The organism is Fibrella aestuarina BUZ 2 (assembly GCF_000331105.1).
Classification (GTDB): domain Bacteria; phylum Bacteroidota; class Bacteroidia; order Cytophagales; family Spirosomataceae; genus Fibrella; species Fibrella aestuarina.
This window is the reverse complement of sequence record NC_020054.1, coordinates 4,402,945-4,420,789: the sequence shown is the minus strand read 5'-3', so window position 1 is coordinate 4,420,789 and position 17,845 is coordinate 4,402,945. Positions and strand designations below refer to the sequence as shown.

Genomic DNA, 17,845 nt, shown 5'->3' with positions numbered 1-17,845 from the left:
TGAGTGGATCACTGAAAACGTCAACCATCAACCGATAAACTGAAAACTCCTTCCAGACAATGGGACGCGCATTTGAATACCGGAAAGCCCGAAAAATGAAGCGGTGGGGGCAGATGGCCAAAACCTTCACCCGTATTGGTAAAGACATTGTTATTGCTGTAAAAGCAGGTGGCCCCGACCCCGACACCAACGGGCGGCTCCGCGCGGTGATTCAGAACGCCAAAGCGGCCAACATGCCCAAGGAGAACGTGGAGCGGGCCATCAAGAAAGCCTCGTCAAAAGAGCAGGAAGACTATAAGGAGATCGTGTATGAAGGCTACGCGCCGCATGGCGTGGGCATCGTAATCGAAACCGCTACCGACAACCTCAACCGCACCGTGGCCAACATCCGCAGCTACTTCAACAAGCTGGGAGGTAGCCTGGGTACGCAGGGGATGCTCGACTTTATGTTTACCCGCAAGTCGGTGTTCCGGATCACGGCCGAAGGCGTCGACATGGACGAGCTGGAGCTGGAACTGATCGATTTTGGGGCCGACGAACTGGAGTTTGACGAAGAAGCCAATCAGATCGTGATCTACGGCGACTTCACGGCCTTTGGTGCGCTGCAAAAACACCTCGAAGAGGCGGGTTATGAGCTGAAAGGCGCTGAATTTGAGCGCATTCCAACCGACTATAAGGAGCTGACCGACGAACAGGTTGCCGACGTAGAGAAACTCATCGAGCGCATCGAAGAAGATGACGACGTGCAGATGGTGTATCACAACATGAAATAGTCCGTTGCTGCCGGTTTGCCATTTAGTAAATGGTCGTAGCGGCAGATCACATTTTGCAGTAATTCGTTGACCGCAGGCTGACCTAATTCAGACCTGCGGTTACTTATTTCTGGCCGTGCTGCAACTCACGTTAACTTCAGCCGACGAGCTGTCTCCCTCGCAAATTGGAGCGCTCCAAACCCTCATGCAACAAACTGGCTTTGCTGTGGACGAGGCCTATCTGAAAAACATACACCTGAGCCATTCGCCAACTATTGTCATGGCGCACCGCGACGGGCAACTGCTGGGTTTCCAAACGTATAACCTATACCGGATGCAGACGCCCTTCTTCACCGGCAGGATTCCGTTCGTCTTTGGGGGGCTGGCGTTTCAGGATAATCAGTTGGCTGGTCGGGGGTTGAGTTATCGCATGAGCCGGTTCTACATGCGGCAAACGTTGGGCCGGCTGTTCTTTCTGCGCCGGTATGCCTTCGCTGTCTGCACACCAACGCCCCGCCTGATCCAGATTATGGCGGTACAACACCAACTGATTCATTTTAGAAATGGCTTACTGACACCAGCGATCGTGCAGTTTGCCCAACAGTTCATGCGCGATGTCCGGCGGGTCAACGATCCGATTGATAACCAACTGGTCGTGCAGGGTAAAGCCATGGAAGCCGACATTACGGCAACGTGGCCTTCGCTGTTTCGGGCCAGTGACGACGACTACAACAAGCTGGCTTTTGAGGCCGGCACAATCCGTCAGGCGAATAACCAGTTTTTTCTTACCGGAAACTACTTACTGCTACTCGGGCGCCCATCCACCCGTCGATTGGTTCAGTCACTGCGTCGATGAAGGAATTAAGCACGCTGGTTATGCTTACTTAGTTGTAATCGTAAGTTATTATGCTATTAAATGTTTGTGTATAAATGCTCTTATATACACCTGTATACAGCGTTAAACACATGACTATCTAAATAAATAGTTGACTTGGTCTAAGCCATTATTGGTTATGTTACGCTGTACTTTGCAGGAACCCTCTAAGGGTTATTTGTTACACTAACAATACCTATACTATGCAGCATCGTTACCAGATTGTGGTACGCAGCCTTCAATGGCTGTTAGTAGGGTGGTTTATGTGTCTGAGCGTACTCAGCCAGGCGCAGGATCGTCGAATTACAGGTCGAGTTACCGAAACCGGTAATACCGCTATTCCCGGCGTAAACGTCGTCGTGAAAGGAACAGCAACGGGCGTCACTACCGACGCTGACGGAAAGTTTACGCTGAACGTACCCACCAACCGCGATGTGCTGGTGTTTTCGGCCATCGGCTTTACATCGCAGGAAATAACGATCGGCAACCGGACGGAGGTAAACATTACACTCGAATCCGACATCCGCAACCTGAATGAAGTTGTGGTGACGGGCTACGGGGCGCAGTCGAAACGGGATATCACCGGCGCTGTGGCAACGGTTGATACCAAGCAACTCCTGTCGGTGCCCGCCACCAACGTGGGGCAGGCGCTTCAGGGCCGGGTGGCCGGGGTAACCGTCGGGAATGAAAACGCGCCGGGTGGGGGTGTCATGGTTCGTATCCGGGGTTTCGGGACGATCAACGACAACTCGCCCCTCTACGTAATCGATGGGGTGCCGACAAAAGGCAATCTCAACACGCTGAACCTGAATGATGTAGAAAGCCTGCAGGTGCTGAAAGATGCCTCGGCTGCCTCGATCTACGGTTCACGGGCTGGCAATGGGGTGGTGATCATCACCACCAAAAAAGGTAAGGCTGGCAAGCCCAAGTTCACCTACGACGCCTACTACGGGGTGCAACGTCATGGCAAGCTGCTCGATATGCTCAACACCAACGAGTATGCGCAGCTGACCTGGGAAGCCCGTAAAAACTCGGGCGTGGTGGCGGCCAACGGTAACCCCAGCCACTCGCAATTCGGCAATGGCCCTACGCCCGTTATCCCGGACTTCATCCTGCCCAGCGGTGCCTCGGCCTCCGACCCGCGCGTGGCCCGCAACCCGGACGGCACCTACGTGAACTACAACAATGACATCAACTCGTCGAAGTTTTTGTTGATCACGCCAGCCAACAAAATCGGTACCAACTGGCTGGAAGAAATCTTTAACCCGGCCCCCATCCAGAACCATCAGCTAGGGGTGTCGGGCGGCAACGAAGGTGGCCGTTACGCCATGTCGCTCAACTATTTCGATCAGGACGGGATCATGAAATACACGAGCTACAAACGGTACTCGTTGCGGGCCAACACTGAGTTTAACGTAAATAAGCGGGTACGTTTCGGTCAGAACTTCCAGGCCTCGTTTGGCGAACGGATCGGGCAACCCAACGGCAACAACGCTGAAAGTAACCCCATTTCGTTTGCCTACCGTATTCAGCCCATTATTCCGGTGTATGATGTGGCCGGCAACTTCGCTGGTACGCGGGGCGGCGACCTCGACAACGCCAACAGCCCGGTGGCGCTGCTGTACCGTAACAAAGACAACGTACAGAAAGAAGTGCGCTTATTTGGCAACGCGTTTGCCGAAGTCGACATTCTGCCCAATCTGACGGCCCGCACCAGTTTCGGGATCGACTATAACCTCTATAATTACCGCAACTACATCATCCGTGATATTGAATCGGCCGAAGCACGTGGGTCTAACCAGTTGACGACCAATAATAACTACGAATGGACGTGGACCTGGTACAACACCCTGACTTACAACACGAGCATCGGGGATCGCCACCGGTTCAACTTTATTGCTGGTACCGAAGCGATCAAAAGCTATTTCGAGTTCTTTGATGCAACCCGCACCAACTTCGCCATCGACGATCTGGACAACCGCTACCTCAGTGCCGGTACGGGCGTGCAGACCAACAACGGCGGTGCTTCGAACTGGCGTCTGGCGTCGGAGTTCGCCAAGTTCAACTACGGCCTCGACGACAAATACCTGCTCGACCTGACCGTACGCCGTGACCGGTCGTCGCGGTTTTCGCCGGAGTTTCGCTCGGCGGTCTTCCCGGCGGCCAGCGTAGGCTGGCGCTTGTCGAAAGAAGGCTTCATGCGGCCGCTCACCATGATCGATGATTTCAAGGTGCGGGCCGGCTACGGGCAGACGGGTAACCAGGAGATCGGTAACTACAACTCCTTCACCCAGTTCAGCACCAACCCGATTACCTCGTTCTACGACATCAATGGCTCGCGCACGTCGGCGATACCGGGTTACGAGTTGACACAGTTTGGGAATGCGAAAGCCAAGTGGGAAACCACCACCAGCCTGAACATCGGCTTCGACGCCCTGCTGTTCCGCAACCGCCTGAACGTGGGCTTCGACTGGTACACCCGTACCACCACCGACATGCTCTTCCCGGTGTCGGCTCCGCTGACGCAGGGGGTGGCTGTCAACCCCTTCCAGAACATCGGCTCGATGCGCAACCGGGGTATCGACCTGATGATCGGCTACGGGGATAAAGTAGGGGCTAGTGGCCTGACGTACAATGTATCGGCCAACTTCAGCACCTACCGCAACGTGGTGACCAAAACCACGGGTGACCCCGGCACGCAATACTTCGGTATCAACGACGAACGGATTCAGAACTTCGTGGTGACGCAGCAGGGCTATCCGATCTCGTCATTCTATGGCTACACCATCGACGGGATCTTCCAGAGCAACGAAGAAGCCAAAGCGCATCCCGTGCAGTTTGGCAACGCCGCTACCGAAAACGTGGCAGGCCGGTTCAAGTTTCGCGATGTAAATGGCGATGGGGTCATCGATACCAAAGATCAGGGCATCATCGGCAATCCGCACCCCAGCTTTAACTACGGTCTGAACGTTAGCCTGAACTACCGCAACTTCGGGCTGACGGTCTTCGGGCAGGGCGTACAGGGCAACCAGATCTTCAACTACGTAAAATACTGGACCGATTTCCCCACGTTTGCCGGTAACCGCAGCACGCGCATGCTCTACCAGTCGTGGCGCCCGGGCAGCACCGACGCCGTATTGCCGCAACTGCGCTCATCGGATCAGGTGAGCATTCAACCCTCGACTTATTACCTGGAAAGCGGCTCGTATTTCCGGATGAAAAATGTGCAGCTGACCTACAGCCTGCCGCAGACGCTGCTGTCGCGGCTACGCATGGGGTCGGCCTCCATCTACGTGCAGGGGCAAAACCTCTTCACCATTACGAAGTACTCGGGCATGGACCCGGAAATCAACCTGCGTAGCTACTCGGCTGGTAACGACCGGCAGATTGGCGTCGACGGCGGGTCATACCCGGTCGCCAAAACAATCCTGGTTGGTCTGAATCTGAGCTTCTAATTCGTCAAACGATCATGAAAAAAATACTTCTTTCCGTTTTTTGCCTCACCATGGCAACGGCCTGCTCCGATCAGTTTTTGGATGTGCAGCCGAAAGCCGCGCTGGCGGTAACAACGCTACAAAATAAGGCGGGCGTCAACGCCCTGCTGATTGGTGCTTACTCGCTGCTCGACGGCTGGGCTACGCCCGAAGGAGCCTACCGGTCGTATCAGGTCGGGGCCGACAACTGGGTGTATGGTAGTGTGGCCTCCGACGACGCCTACAAAGGCACGATCGCCGGTGACCAACCGCCGATTTCGCTCATCGAGCAGCATCAGATTCAGTCGGATAATATCTATTTCCGGGGGAAATGGCGGGGCATGTACGATGGTATTGCCCGGGCCAACGACGTCTTGCAGGCCCTGCCCAAAGCTGCCGACCTGACCGACGCCGAGCGGCAGCAACTCGTGGCCGAATCGCGGTTCCTGCGTGGGCACTACCACTTTGAACTGGTGAAGATGTTTAAAAACGTGCCGTATATCGACGAGAAGATATACAACCCAAACGACCTCGAAAGCACGAAACTCACCAACACGGCCGACATCTGGCCCAACATTGTGGCTGACCTGAAAGCAGCCTACGACGTACTGCCGGCTAAGCAAACCCAGCCCGGCCGGGTATCGAAATGGGCGGCGGCGGCGACATTGGCCAAAGCGTATCTGTTTCAGCAAAAGCCCGCCGAGGCAAAACCCCTGTTGGAAGCCATCGTGGCCAGCGGCCAGTATAAGCTGATGGACCGTTACCACGACAACTTCAAAGCGGTGACCAACAACAACGCCGAGTCGATTTTCGAGGTGCAGTATTCAGTCAACGACGGGGCGTCGGGTGGTGAAAACGGGAACATTGGTTCGACGCTCAACTACCCCTACGGCGGCGGTGGCGTTACTACCTGCTGCGGCTTTTTCCAGCCGTCGCAGAACCTCGTCAATGCGTTTAAAACCAACGACAATGGCCTGCCCCTGCTCGACACGTTCAACGCAACCGACGTAACCAGCGACCAGAATATCGAATCGACGGCGCCGTTTACACCCTACGCGGGCCCGGTTGACCCCCGGCTCGACTGGACGGTTGGCCGCCGCGGTATTCCCTACCTCGACTGGGGCGTTCACCCTGGCAAAGCCTATGTGCGCGATCAGGCCTACGGTGGGCCTTATTCACCGAAAAAACACGTGATGTACCGTTCGGATGTGGGGACAAACACCTTCGCCGGTAATGCCCGCCTTAACGCCAACAACTACCGGATGATCCGCTACAGCCACGTGCTGCTTTGGCTGGCTGAGGTTGAGGTGGAAGTCGGCGACCTGAACAAAGCGCGTGCATACGTCAACCAGATTCGGCAGCGCGCTGCCAATCCCGATGGGTTCGTGAAAACGGCCGACGGAAAAGCGGCCGCCAACTATGTCATCAAAACGTATGATACGCCCTGGACCGACAAAGCCACGGCGCGCAAGGCTGTTCAGTTCGAGCAACGGCTGGAGTTTGGCATGGAAGGCCACCGCCGGTTCGACCTCGTGCGCTGGGGCATTGCCGACCAGACGCTGAATGCCTATTACGCCACTGAAGCCAGCAAGCGGTCGTACCTGAAAGGGGTGACGTTTGTGAAAGGCAAGCACGAGTACTTTCCCATCCCGATTCAGGAAATCCTGAACAGCAAGAAAGGGGATCAGGCTACGTTGACCCAGAATCCGGGGTATTAAGGGCTACGCTGTCATTGGTTGTCATTTGGCTACGCCGTCATTTATAGTCATTCGTTGTAAAAAACAATAAATGACTATGAATGACGGCGTAGCCAAATGACAACCAATCCAAATGACGGCGGAAGCCTTCTTAGGCCCAAACTTTGGCGCCCTCGGTGCAGTTACGGCACATCTCGATCTCGGCGCGGCTTTGGATGAGCGTCTGGCGAAAGCGGCGGTAGGCGTCGCTGAACCAAACTTCACGAAAACTATGCTCCTGCAACGTACCCAGCTGGTGGTCGGCGTCTTTATCGAAGCAACAGGGCACGATGCGGCCATCCCAGGTCATCACGCACGAGTGCCACATCCGCCAGCAATGATCGAGCAGGGCGTTTTTGATGCCAAAGGTGCCATCGGGCTTGGGGGCGTAGCGGCTATACCGCTCGAGGGTGGGCATCAGGTCGGAGCCGTGTTCGTAGTCGTAAATCTGGGCGGTCTTCAGCTTTACCTCATCGACGCCTAACTCGCGGGCCAGAGCGTGCACCTCGGCAATCTGGTGCTCGTTGGGCCGCACCACCAGAAACTGGAAGATCACATGCGGCGTGCGCGAGTTTAGTTCGCGTTTCCAGCGCATCAGGTTGCGGGTGCCTTCAAGTACTTTCTCCAGTTTGCCCCCCACCCGATACTGCTCATAAACGTCCTGCGTGGTGCCGTCAATAGAAATAATAAGCCGGTCCAGCCCCGACTCGATTGTTTTGCGGGCGTTGTCGTCGGTGAGGTAGTGGGCGTTGGTGCTGGTGGCGGTGTATATCTTCCGGTCGGCGGCGTAGCGCACCAGTTCCAGAAACTGCGGGTGCAGGTACGGCTCGCCCTGGAAGTAGAAAATCAGGTACAGCAGCGTGTCGTGCAGTTCGTCGATGGTCCGTTTGAAGAGCGCATCACCCAGCATACCCGTTGGCCGGGTAAATGAACGCAGGCCGCTGGGGCATTCCGGACAACGGAGGTTGCAAGAGGTCGTTGGCTCTACCGACAGCGATACCGGCAGACCACGCTGCTCGGGCAGGCCACTTCGCCGGGAGGCGTAAAAACTGGTGAGCACCCGCAGGGCATTGGCCATGCGGCGGGGCGTCAGTTTGCTGGCGAAGTTCAGGCCGTCGCGAACACGGGCGGCGTAGGAGGGAAGGGCCATGCCACAAAGATAGGGCCGTAGACGCCCCCAAGCTAACGTACCTGGCGCAACCCAGTGCACGTACCCAGCCCCGTTTATCGACGGTTTTCAGGCACACGAGAGGCACAAAAAAGCCCGCCGAGCAACTGGCCCGGCGAGCTTTGTAACATAGGTTAGTAATAAAAGTCGGTTACTTCTTAGTCAGTGAGTACGTGTATTTGCCGTACTCGTTGAGGTTGAGCGTCAGTGTGTAGGTGCCCGCTGTGGCCACTTTGATATTTTCACCCCCGTACGTCAGGAAACCGTTGGCCGGTTTATTATCGCCGAGGTTGATGTCCCAGGCGTCGTTTGCCCGGAACTTGAGTTCATCGGCTTTCAACGCAACATCCACTTTCCAGGTGTTGGTCGTTGGGTCGAACGTCATCGGGGTGCTGGCGTCCCAACCTTTGGGTGTTGCGGCACCAATGACGCCCCACTGCGTTTTGGTGGCTTTCCAGGTGAGTTTGTTCTGATCAACCTCGATGCGGTAGTAGCCCGCTTCGGTTATGGTCAGGTTATCGCCCGTAGTCGACAGTTTACCCGTGCCACCCGTGCCGTAATTGGTGTGATTCCAGTCGGGGGCCGACGTAAGCTTGAATGGCGAAGCCTTCGAGAAGTATACGTAGCCTTCATACATACCATCGCCGTTGGGCGAGGTCAGCCGGGGGGCTTTGTCGGGGGCCCAGCCCTGGTAGTCGCCAGGTACGTACAGGTACGTTGTGTTGGTGAACGCCGTGCCCGTCAGGGTCAGGGTGGGCGAGTAAGACGCCTTCACATTGGCTCGATCCGGAATGGTGACGATTTCTGACTTCACGCGTGCATCGACCTGCCCCGTTGTGCCGGGCGCAATGCCTAGCTGAACCAGCGCTTTGTTCATATCGGCGCTGCTAATGGCCACACTGGTGCTGTTGGCGGCTGAAATCTCGGCCGGGGCGGCAAAATTGCCTCCTTTCTTATCGAACTGCACGACATAGCGAACGGGAACGGTAGCGCCGTAGTTTACCGCGTTCCAGCGCATCGTCAGCGCGGTGCCCGTCAGGTTCGTGCGGTCAGGTGCCACGGTCATGGAACTGGGCGTGGCCGTAATGCTGGCACTCGGCGCATCGGGCAACACGACCTGCTCCCCTTCCTTCTGGCAGGCCGTCAGAAGCCCAATGGCAACGCCAAACAGGGCTATCTTCTGTAATGATCTAAACATGGTTTTAACTTCGTTTGAGGTCTAAGATCTGGTGTTTGGCGTTACAACCTCGTAACGCCAAACACCAAACGCGATTAGTAGCCGGTATTCTGTTTCAGGTTGGGGTTGGCAACCAGATCCGAGGCGGGGATGGGGTACAGGTTGTACTTCGCATCGACGCCACGGCCATTGGCGACGCCGCCTTTCCACGGCCACACGTAGGTGTTATCCGTAAACCGGCCGTACCGGATCAGGTCCGAGCGGCGCAGGCCTTCCCAATACAATTCTCGGCCCCGTTCCTGCAAGACCTGATCGAGATTGAGGCTCGATACCGGCGTTGCTTTGGCGCGGGTACGCAGCAGGTTCACGTAGTTGAGCGCCGTGGGTACGTCGCCGCCCGCACCGCCGCGCAGCACGGCTTCGGCATAGATGAGGTACATTTCACCCAGCCGGAACAGCGGGAAGTCGGTATCGATGAACGTCAGCGACGAGCCAGCGCTGCCGCTCGATGTGATGTTTTTGTACTTGGTGACCGCGATGCCATTGGCGAAATTGCCCAGGTCGGTGATCTCGCGCTCCTGACCCGCCGTGTAGAACATCGCCCGTTTGTCGGCCGTGCCGGTCAGATCGGGGAAGAGGTCGTTGAGGTTTTTGGTGGAGCGGATACCGGCCCAGCCACCATCGACGCCAAACTGATTGATCGGCATGCTGCCACCCACCGAGGCGTGGACCAGGAAGGTCATCCCGCCGTAGGTCTGGGTACGTGTGCCGTCGAAAGTGATCGGGAAAATGATCTCTTTCGAGGTGTTGTTGTCCGCTAGGAACAGGTTCGCGTAGTTGGCGTCGAGGGTGTATTTACCCGCGTCGATTACCTTCTTGGCGTACGTGATGGCGTCGGCGTAGCGTGCCGTGCCGGTATACACCTGTGCGTTCAGGTACAGGCGGGCCAGCAAGGCCTGTGCAGCGGCGCGGTCGGCGCGGCCATACTCACCACTACCCGGCGCGGCCAGTTCGGTTTCGATCGCTTTCAGCTCGCCTTCGACGTAGTTGAACAACTCAACCCGTGTAGCCTGGCGGGGCTGGAAGGCACCCGGCGCATCGGCCTCCGTCACGAACGGCACGCTGCCGAACATATCGACGGCATGGTAGTAAGCCAGCGCGCGCAGAAAACGAGCCTCAGCCCGGTAGGTGCGGGCGTCGGTAGCTGCTTGCCCACTGATACTGCGGCTGCTGAGTTTTTCGTCGGTGGTTTCGCGGATAAACTCGTTGGCGAGGGCCACCATGTAGAAAATCCGGTTGTACATCGCCGTTACGAACCCGTCGCTCGACGACCAGGTGATCTTGTTGATGTCCTGAATCGTGGCGTCATTCCAGGCAATCTTGGCTTCGTCAGTCGGCAGTTCCTGCAATTTCCACAGCAGACGCATGTAGTTCGACGTTCCTTCGTCGATACCCGAGATGTCGGGTTTACCGGCAGGTCCCTGCTGTCCGCTTACCGACAGAACGGCGTATAGTTTGGCCAGTACCGATTTGTAATTGGCCGCATCATTATAGACCGAGGCCGAGGTTACGTCGTATTTCGGCGTCCGGTCGAGGTCATTGACGCAGGCGGTTGCTGTGGCCATCAGGACTGCCAGCGCGCCTACTTTTATGGTGTACTTAAACATGGAGAAAGTCTTGTTTTAGAAGTCGAGGTTGATGCCAAGCGACGCCGTGCGGGGGCGGGGGTAGAAATTGTTGTCGATACCCCCGGCAATCTCAGGATCGAGGCCCGTATACTTCGTGATCACGAATACGTTCTGGATGGTAGCATTCAGACGCAGGTTGCGGACGATGCCCGCCCGGCCCAGATTATAGCCAAACGTCAGGTTATCCATGCGCAGGAACGAGGCATTCTCTACGTAATAATCCGAGAAAAACTGCTGGTTACGGAACCGCGTGTCGAGCAGGTTTGTCGACCCGTTCGACAGGAAGCCGAGCGAGTTAACCAGGCTCTGGTACGTGCCTTTGTTGGACCGTACGTTGTTGTACACGTAGTTGCCCAGGTTGCTCCGCAGCACAAAACCTGCCGTAAATCGGCCCGCCGTCAGTTGCGAGGTCAGACCCATAAACGTTTTCGGGTTGGCCGATTGGTAGCGGTACCGGTCGTTGATGTTGATCTGCCCATCGTTGTTCAGGTCGACATACACACCCTCGATGGGTTTGCCCGCCGAATTATACACCTGCTGATTGACGTAGAACGAGTTGGTCGGGTAACCTACCGATTGAATCTGGATGGTGTTGCCCGTACCGCCTTCGATGCCACCCACCAGGATACCCGGGTTGTTCGGATCGGGCACGCGCGAGAGGTTGGTGATCTTGTTCTCGTTGTAGGTGATGTTGAATCCTACGTCGAGCGAGAGGCCCTCGCGCTGAATCGGCGTGGTGTTGATAAGGAATTCGACACCCCGGTTCTGCAGGTTCCCTACGTTGGTCAGAATCTGGTTGGTCAGGTTCGAGCCAGCGGGTACCGGCACAACGGCCAGCAGGTCTTTGGTTTTCTTCTCGTAGAAATCGAGGCTACCCGAGATACGACCGTTGAAGAGCGCGTAGTCGATAGCGGCGTTGATCGATTGTGTTTCTTCCCATTTCAGGTTGGCGTCGTAGCCCTCGGCCCGCAGCGTCCGGACAAACGTGTTGCCAAACTGATACTGCGCCGTGGGGTCCGAAATGGTGTAGCGCGGAAGGTACGAGTAGTCGTTAGTCAGGTTCGAAATATCCTGCTGACCCGTTACGCCGTAACCAAGGCGCAGTTTCAGGGCCGAGATGGTTTTCGAATTGCGCAGGAAGCTCTCATCCTTGATGCTCCATGAGGCTCCAACCGACGGGAACCAGCCCCAACGGGCATCCGGGCCGAAGCGTGAGGTGCCATCGCGGCGCAACGTAGCCGTCAGTACGTATTTCTCGTTGAGCGTGTAGTTCAGGCGGCCGAAGAAGCCCAGCAGCGTGTATTGCGTGTAGCCAGGAACGCCAGCGGGGTTCAGTTGCTGCCCGTTAGCGAGATTGTCTGGGTACGTTGGCGTATCGCGGATAAAATCCTGGTACGAATAACCGCCCGTCAAATCAAACCGGCTGCGGATGGCAGTCAGGTCACGGGCGTAGTTCAGGTAGAACTCCAGCGTCTTGTTGTCGCGCGTTTGGCTGTACTGGTTGTTGGTACCGCCCGTGTTGTTCAGGTCGCCCGTGATACCCGGACGGCCAAATCCACGGCCGTAACCGGCGGCGGCATAGGTAGGCACGAAAATCGTGCCTTTGGTCGACGACAGATCGAGGGCCAGGTTCAGGTTGGCTCGCAGACCCGGCACTACCGGGATTTTGTAGTCGAACTGCGCATTACCGATGAAGCGGTTTACGTTGTTGCGGTCTTCTTTGTCATACAGCAGGCCCAGCGGGTTGCGGGTCGCCTGCGTGTTGGGGCGGCCGGTTGTGGGGTCGAGCCACTCGTACTTACCCGCGAAGTTGTTATTGCCGCTCAATACAGGCTTGGTGGGGTCGAAGCTCACGGCGGCACCGATAGCACCCTGATCGGCAAACCGGTTGCTGATGATCGAGCCTTTGGCGTTCAGGTCGATGCGCAGGTTGTTGTTGAGCAGGCGGGGTGACAGGTTCAGGGATACCGAATTCCGCTGGAAGTTCGACGTCTTCAGGATACCGTTCTGCGTTGAATACCCGTAGGATACCCGGTACGGCATGTTTTTGGCCGAACCGCTCACGCTTACGTTGTTATCGCTGCTGAAACTGGTGCGATAAATCTGATCCTGCCAGTCGGTGTTTTCGGTACCCAGCAGTTTGCGCTGATCGGCGTTGGCAAAATTGGCTTCCGCCGAATTGTCGTTGAGCAGCGCGCGGTATTGGTCGCCCGTCAGGACCGGCAGCTTCTTGCTGATCTGCGATACCGACCCCTGGAGGCTGAGGCTAACGCGCGGCGCACCTGATTGGCCCCGCTTCGTTGTGATCAGGATAACGCCGTTGGCGGCCCGTGACCCGTAGATAGCGGCAGCCGAGGCGTCTTTCAGCACCGTCATGGTTTCGATATCGTTCGGGTTGATGAGGCTGAGGGCGTTGGCAGCACCCGATACGTTGCTGTTGTCGACAGGTACGTTGTCGATCACCACGAGCGGATCGTTGCTGGCGTTGAGCGATGAACCACCCCGGATCCGGATTTGGCTACCGCCACCCGGCTGACCGCTCGGCGGCGTAATCGACACCCCGGCGAGTTTACCAGCGATCAGCTGCTCGGGGGCTACGATATTTCCTTTCTGAAAGTCTTCGGCCGAAATCGACGCGATCGAACCCGTCAGGTCTTTGCGCCGTTGCGTGCCGTAGCCGGTCACGACCACTTCCTGAAGCGATTTGGAATCGTCTTCCAGTTTCGCATTGACGACCGTTTTGTTGCCGATTGAGATCTCCAGCGGTTTTTTGCCGACAAAACTGAAAACCAGTACGCCGTTGGCAGGCGCTACGATGCGGTACGACCCCGTAGCGTCGGTGTTGGCGCCGCGTGTGGTGCCTTTGAGAGCAACCGTTACGCCCGGCAGCGGTGTACCATCGGTTTCGACAACTGTACCGGTGATGGTCTGGTCCTGTGCAAGGGCCGGATGCATCCCCGAAAACACCAGCAGCAGTAAGGCAATCATCGACTTCAGGCCGTTGAGCAGTGCCGCTGATGAAAACCTTCTGATAGAGAGGTTATTCATGAAATGAACTATTAATTGTTAGATTGGACTGAGAAGTTGGCTCTTGCCCAGGGGCTGAGCCAACTTTATCTAACAAAATTACTATTCACCAGCAGGCCTGTCGTGCCAGATTACACCAGACTAGCAGTCGTGGGCGTTAGTTCGTTTATTGATATATATAGTATTGATTATTAATAGATTAGGCAGATAATGCCATGTTCCGTTTTAAGAATATGGAACACCGTTCCTACAGTCAAAGCGTGATTTGTAGGCTATTCATCAATTATAGTAACGCCACTGGGGTGGGTGTGCATGTATTCGCTGGGCGTCTGGTTGGTCAATTTCTTGAACGACCGGTTGAAGGCCGTCTTTGAATTGAAGCCTACTTCGAAGGCCATACTCAGCAGCGTGTAGGACCGGAAACGAGGATCGTTGAGCCGGGTTTTCAACTCGTCAATCCGTAGTTGGTTGATAAAGTCGAAAAAGTTCTTTTGATACCCTTCGTTGATCACTTTGGACAGCACGTGAGGCGGCAGCTTCATGCGCAGTGCCAGCTCGGCTAGTGTCAGGTTGGGGTTGGTGTAAGGCTTGTGGCGGCGCATGAAGGCGTCGACCTGCTGCTTCAGTTCCAGCAGGGTTTCGGTGGGTTCGGATGCGGCTGCCTTGCTAGTCGGCGTAGCCGCAGGTACGTTGCCTGCCGGTTCGGCAACAAGCTCCGTTGCAGGCTGGCCGGGTTCGGTGGTCTCTTCGAGCAGCGGGAGGTGCTGGGTGTCGGGCAGTTTAAAGATTTCGGGCTGGTGAATGGCATAATAACCCAGCAGGAAGATAATGCTGGAGAATGTGAGCCAGATGATGTCGACGTTGGTACCGGCGATTTCCAGAATATCGAGGTCGGCGGCGCTACCTATACCCACCAGCACGAAAAAGAAGGCCCATAACCCCAAGCACACCGCCTGCAAAGCCAGTACCGCATTCAGATAGTGCACCTGATGCTCGGTCGACTGGGTCATCTGGTAGTGCTCGCGGTAGGCGGTGATAGCCCGGCGGCAGAGCCACCAGTAAATGCTATTATAGATCAGCCCCAGCAGCCCAACCCCCAGAAACACGCCCTGTAGCCAGGGATCGTGGTTTACCATCTTCAACTGCAATTCTTTGTTGTCGGTCAGCAGAAACGGCATGTAGATGGCCACCTGCAACACAGCGGGCAGAAAATGCCGCCACCAGCCAGCCGCCGGGCGATTGGTGTTGAACAGCAGTTTACGTAGGTAGATGAAAAAGATGGGCGCGTATAAGAACAGCAGCAGGTCGGGGAGGAGCTGTAGCTTGGCGTAGGCCTGCGCCACGTTGCGGTTGGTGCCAACGAAGCGCATCAGCAGCAGCACCGACGTAAGGCCCAGCAGCAACACCAGCCAGCGATTGGCCGGGCGGTTGTAATTCTGAATGCTCGGAATGGTGATGATCAGCAACAGGCCCTGAAAGACCGAAAATAGCAACAACAGGTCATAGAGCGAAAAAAACTCGAACGTACCGGATAGGTCTTCCCAACTCTGTATATGGATGTCGACGTCGTGAGGTTGCCGCGAAACTTCGTTGCGAAACAACACCCGGTTTGGGCGCACCTTGCCGTTGCCACGCCCTTCCACCGAGGTCCAGTCGCCGCGGGTGACCTTATACTCGATGCGGGGCAGGTCACTGCGCATAAACACCTGGTAGGTGCCGTCGGGTTGCTTTTTAAACCGGTAATCGGGCGGGGCCGAGTTCCACTTGGTAAAATTACCGGTTAAATACAGCGTGGCATCGTGGGGGGTATTGGCGGGTACTTCCGTAATAACAAAGCGATACAGTACTGCCTGCGTCGGCTGTTGGGCCATCGCAGGGAAAGCTAAAAAAATAAAGAGCCAGTGAATCAGGCAGATGCGTTTCATGCGTCGAAATAAACAACAAACAACCCGTTGGTAAGCCTGCCTAATTGACCTGGCTTAACTCGCCCGGCCGGGCAACGAATACATAAACAGGCTTGTGTCTGGGTTAACACACCGGGGGCCGTTTGCGTTACTAAATGTACAACGCAAAACTCAACGCAGATGAAGATTAAAGTCGAAGAAGGGCTCGATAAACCGTTTCTGACGGATGGACGCCACACGGTCGAGATCACGCAGATCGACGAAGGCACCAGCGAATACAAAGGTATTCCCTACTTTGCCTGTCGCATGGAAAACGAAGAGGGCTTCGTGACCCAACGGTTCTATAGCTCGCCTGCGGGTATGCCGATTATCCTGAATTTGTGCCAGGCGGCGGGCGTTAAAGTCAGCGCTGACGATGAGCTGGATACAAACAAATTGAAGGGGAAACAGGTAAGCATCGAAGTGGGTGACTACACCTACAACGATCCAGAAACCGGCAACGAACGGACCCTGAAACAAGCGTCTAACTTTGAGCCGGTGAGGTAACGGCCCGATTTTCTGACGTCACCGTCCTATCTTTGCCGTCAACTACAGCCAAGCCAGAGGTTCTCACGAGCCTCTGACTTTTTTATGTGCATGAAACAAATCACCGCCATCCTCTTCTGTCTCATTACCACACACAGCATTGCCCAGTATCAGGGGCCGGTTTCGAGCCGAATCAACTCGGGCATGGATGTGGGCGTAGGCTTTCGCCAGAATCAGGTGAGCCCATCGCTGAGCTACTACCAACTGCTGAACATCACCAAAAGCAAATCATTTGCGATCGGCTGGACGGCCACCTTCCGTACCAACTACGCCAGCAACATCGATTACATTACGGCGCCTGCTGAATTGTCGCGGGGCAGAACGGGGATTTACGCCATCGGTGCTCCCTACAAGCTCAACCAGATCGACACCCTGCGCATGGCGTCGGCCTCAAATACGTCGTTCAATTTTGGCATTCGGGCGCAGTTCCGGTACCGGTTTCTGGAAATCGGCGCCAGTGCCGACCTACTTGGTATGACGATCGGCCGTACCCGTACCGGGCGGTACCTGTCGCAGAACGGTTATTACTACCGGGGGCAGACCGCTTCAGGAGCCGATTCACTGATGACAACGTTTCAGGGTGCCTACGCCGATCAGTCGGCCAAGCCGTCGCGGGTCAATCTGCAATTGCTGGGCGACAACAGCTACGGTACGCTGGCTACGGAGGTATTTGCCCGAGCGCACGTCAGCCAGCGAATGGCCGTGAAAGTGGGTTACCAATGGCTGTCGACAGAGTATACTACCTCGGTTACGAACAAGGTCGACGGCAACAATCGGTTCAGAAATACATCGGGGCTAACGTACCTGGCCATTACTTTCCCCTTCTTCTATTAAGGATCAGGCCGTCATCTTCTCAGCATGGTGTACCAGACAACGCTCCGGTTACCCGCTTATCCGCGCGGTTTTCACCTGATCACGGCACCAGTGGAGCGGGCTTTACCGACCCTGCGCTCGGTGCGGGCGGGGCTGCTGCACGTGTTTATACAACACACATCGGCCAGCCTGACCATCAACGAAAACGCCGATCCCACGGTGCGGCACGACTTTGAGGCGCATTTCAATAAGATGGTGCCCGAGAACGCTCCGTACTACCAGCACGACTACGAAGGCAGCGACGATATGCCTGCCCACCTGAAAGCCTCATTGTTAGGGAGCTCGGTTTCGGTACCCGTGACCGATGGCCAACTGAACCTGGGTACGTGGCAGGGCATTTACCTCTGCGAACACCGGAACCGGGGTGGGGCAAGAACCCTGGTGCTGACGCTCATCGGTGAGTGACAGGTACGTATAAACACATTCGCCGTCTGTTGAACAGCTTACGATTCATACAGGCATACTCAAACGTTAACTAAGTAATTAAGCTTTTATTAAAACTAGTTATGGTGTGTAATAAGTAAGTAGAGTTCGCTACTTTCGTCTGCTAAGTTTAACAGTAGATACTTATGAGGCAGAAAGTGTATA

At 55.9% G+C, this 17,845-nt stretch carries 12 protein-coding genes; 7 read left to right on the top strand and 5 right to left on the bottom strand.

What is annotated here, in order from left to right; genetic code table 11:
- The first annotated feature begins 59 nt into the window (after positions 1-59).
- The 4 genes from FAES_RS18070 to FAES_RS18055 all read left to right on the top strand — a co-directional run bounded on the left by FAES_RS18070 (position 60) and on the right by FAES_RS18055 (position 6,817).
- Complete coding sequence (locus tag FAES_RS18070; protein WP_015332674.1) at positions 60-773, top strand: YebC/PmpR family DNA-binding transcriptional regulator; 714 nt, start codon at positions 60-62, stop codon at positions 771-773.
- Between the two features lie 184 nt (positions 774-957).
- A complete protein-coding gene (locus tag FAES_RS18065; RefSeq protein WP_041258077.1) occupies positions 958-1,608 on the top strand; it encodes a hypothetical protein in 651 nt (216 codons plus the stop codon).
- Positions 1,609-1,829: 221 nt separating this feature from the next.
- Entirely contained in the window at positions 1,830-5,081 is a 3,252-nt protein-coding gene (locus tag FAES_RS18060) for a SusC/RagA family TonB-linked outer membrane protein (protein ID WP_041258075.1), read from the top strand.
- Between the two features lie 14 nt (positions 5,082-5,095).
- The gene (locus tag FAES_RS18055) at positions 5,096-6,817 is read left to right on the top strand and encodes a RagB/SusD family nutrient uptake outer membrane protein (RefSeq protein ID WP_015332671.1); all 1,722 of its coding nucleotides are present in this window, start codon (positions 5,096-5,098) and stop codon (positions 6,815-6,817) included.
- A 130-nt stretch (positions 6,818-6,947) separates the two neighbouring features.
- On the opposite strand, the gene FAES_RS18050 is transcribed toward FAES_RS18055, so the two are convergent.
- The 5 genes from FAES_RS18050 to FAES_RS18030 form a co-directional block, all read right to left on the bottom strand.
- Positions 6,948-7,985, bottom strand: coding sequence for an SPASM domain-containing protein (locus FAES_RS18050; RefSeq protein ID WP_015332670.1), 1,038 nt, complete (start codon positions 7,983-7,985; stop codon positions 6,948-6,950).
- A gap of 169 nt (positions 7,986-8,154) precedes the next feature.
- Positions 8,155-9,201: a SusE domain-containing protein gene (locus tag FAES_RS18045; protein WP_015332669.1), complete on the bottom strand. Its 1,047-nt coding sequence runs from the start codon at positions 9,199-9,201 to the stop codon at positions 8,155-8,157.
- 74 nt (positions 9,202-9,275) lie between these two features.
- Entirely contained in the window at positions 9,276-10,847 is a 1,572-nt protein-coding gene (locus FAES_RS18040; RefSeq protein WP_015332668.1) for a RagB/SusD family nutrient uptake outer membrane protein, read from the bottom strand.
- A 15-nt stretch (positions 10,848-10,862) separates the two neighbouring features.
- Complete coding sequence (locus tag FAES_RS18035; RefSeq protein ID WP_015332667.1) at positions 10,863-13,916, bottom strand: SusC/RagA family TonB-linked outer membrane protein; 3,054 nt, start codon at positions 13,914-13,916, stop codon at positions 10,863-10,865.
- Between the two features lie 251 nt (positions 13,917-14,167).
- On the bottom strand, positions 14,168-15,820 hold the full coding sequence (locus FAES_RS18030; RefSeq protein WP_015332666.1) for a helix-turn-helix domain-containing protein: 1,653 nt from the start codon (positions 15,818-15,820) through the stop codon (positions 14,168-14,170).
- 159 nt (positions 15,821-15,979) lie between these two features.
- Here FAES_RS18030 and FAES_RS18025 point away from each other — a divergent pair, with 159 nt between their 5' ends.
- The 3 genes from FAES_RS18025 (at position 15,980) to FAES_RS18015 (ending at position 17,662) form a co-directional block, all read left to right on the top strand.
- A complete protein-coding gene (locus FAES_RS18025; protein ID WP_015332665.1) occupies positions 15,980-16,345 on the top strand; it encodes a hypothetical protein in 366 nt (121 codons plus the stop codon).
- Positions 16,346-16,435: 90 nt separating this feature from the next.
- Entirely contained in the window at positions 16,436-17,218 is a 783-nt protein-coding gene (locus FAES_RS18020) for a hypothetical protein (protein ID WP_041258072.1), read from the top strand.
- Positions 17,219-17,242: 24 nt separating this feature from the next.
- Entirely contained in the window at positions 17,243-17,662 is a 420-nt protein-coding gene (locus tag FAES_RS18015) for a secondary thiamine-phosphate synthase enzyme YjbQ (protein ID WP_015332663.1), read from the top strand.
- Positions 17,663-17,845 lie beyond the last annotated feature (183 nt).

Excerpts from the sequence above, each read along its gene's own strand:
- FAES_RS18040 (WP_015332668.1), bottom strand. The coding sequence starts at position 10,847 with ATGTTTAAGTACACCATAAAAGTAGGCGCGCTGGCAGTCCTGATGGCC.
- FAES_RS18070 (WP_015332674.1), top strand. The coding sequence starts at position 60 with ATGGGACGCGCATTTGAATACCGGAAAGCCCGAAAAATGAAGCGGTGG.
- FAES_RS18055 (WP_015332671.1), top strand. The coding sequence starts at position 5,096 with ATGAAAAAAATACTTCTTTCCGTTTTTTGCCTCACCATGGCAACGGCC.
- FAES_RS18060 (WP_041258075.1), top strand. The coding sequence starts at position 1,830 with ATGCAGCATCGTTACCAGATTGTGGTACGCAGCCTTCAATGGCTGTTA.
- FAES_RS18065 (WP_041258077.1), top strand. The coding sequence starts at position 958 with ATGCAACAAACTGGCTTTGCTGTGGACGAGGCCTATCTGAAAAACATA.
- FAES_RS18045 (WP_015332669.1), bottom strand. The coding sequence starts at position 9,201 with ATGTTTAGATCATTACAGAAGATAGCCCTGTTTGGCGTTGCCATTGGG.
- FAES_RS18025 (WP_015332665.1), top strand. The coding sequence starts at position 15,980 with ATGAAGATTAAAGTCGAAGAAGGGCTCGATAAACCGTTTCTGACGGAT.
- FAES_RS18050 (WP_015332670.1), bottom strand. The coding sequence starts at position 7,985 with ATGGCCCTTCCCTCCTACGCCGCCCGTGTTCGCGACGGCCTGAACTTC.
- FAES_RS18030 (WP_015332666.1), bottom strand. The coding sequence starts at position 15,820 with ATGAAACGCATCTGCCTGATTCACTGGCTCTTTATTTTTTTAGCTTTC.
- FAES_RS18035 (WP_015332667.1), bottom strand. The coding sequence starts at position 13,916 with ATGAATAACCTCTCTATCAGAAGGTTTTCATCAGCGGCACTGCTCAAC.
- FAES_RS18020 (WP_041258072.1), top strand. The coding sequence starts at position 16,436 with ATGAAACAAATCACCGCCATCCTCTTCTGTCTCATTACCACACACAGC.
- FAES_RS18015 (WP_015332663.1), top strand. The coding sequence starts at position 17,243 with ATGGTGTACCAGACAACGCTCCGGTTACCCGCTTATCCGCGCGGTTTT.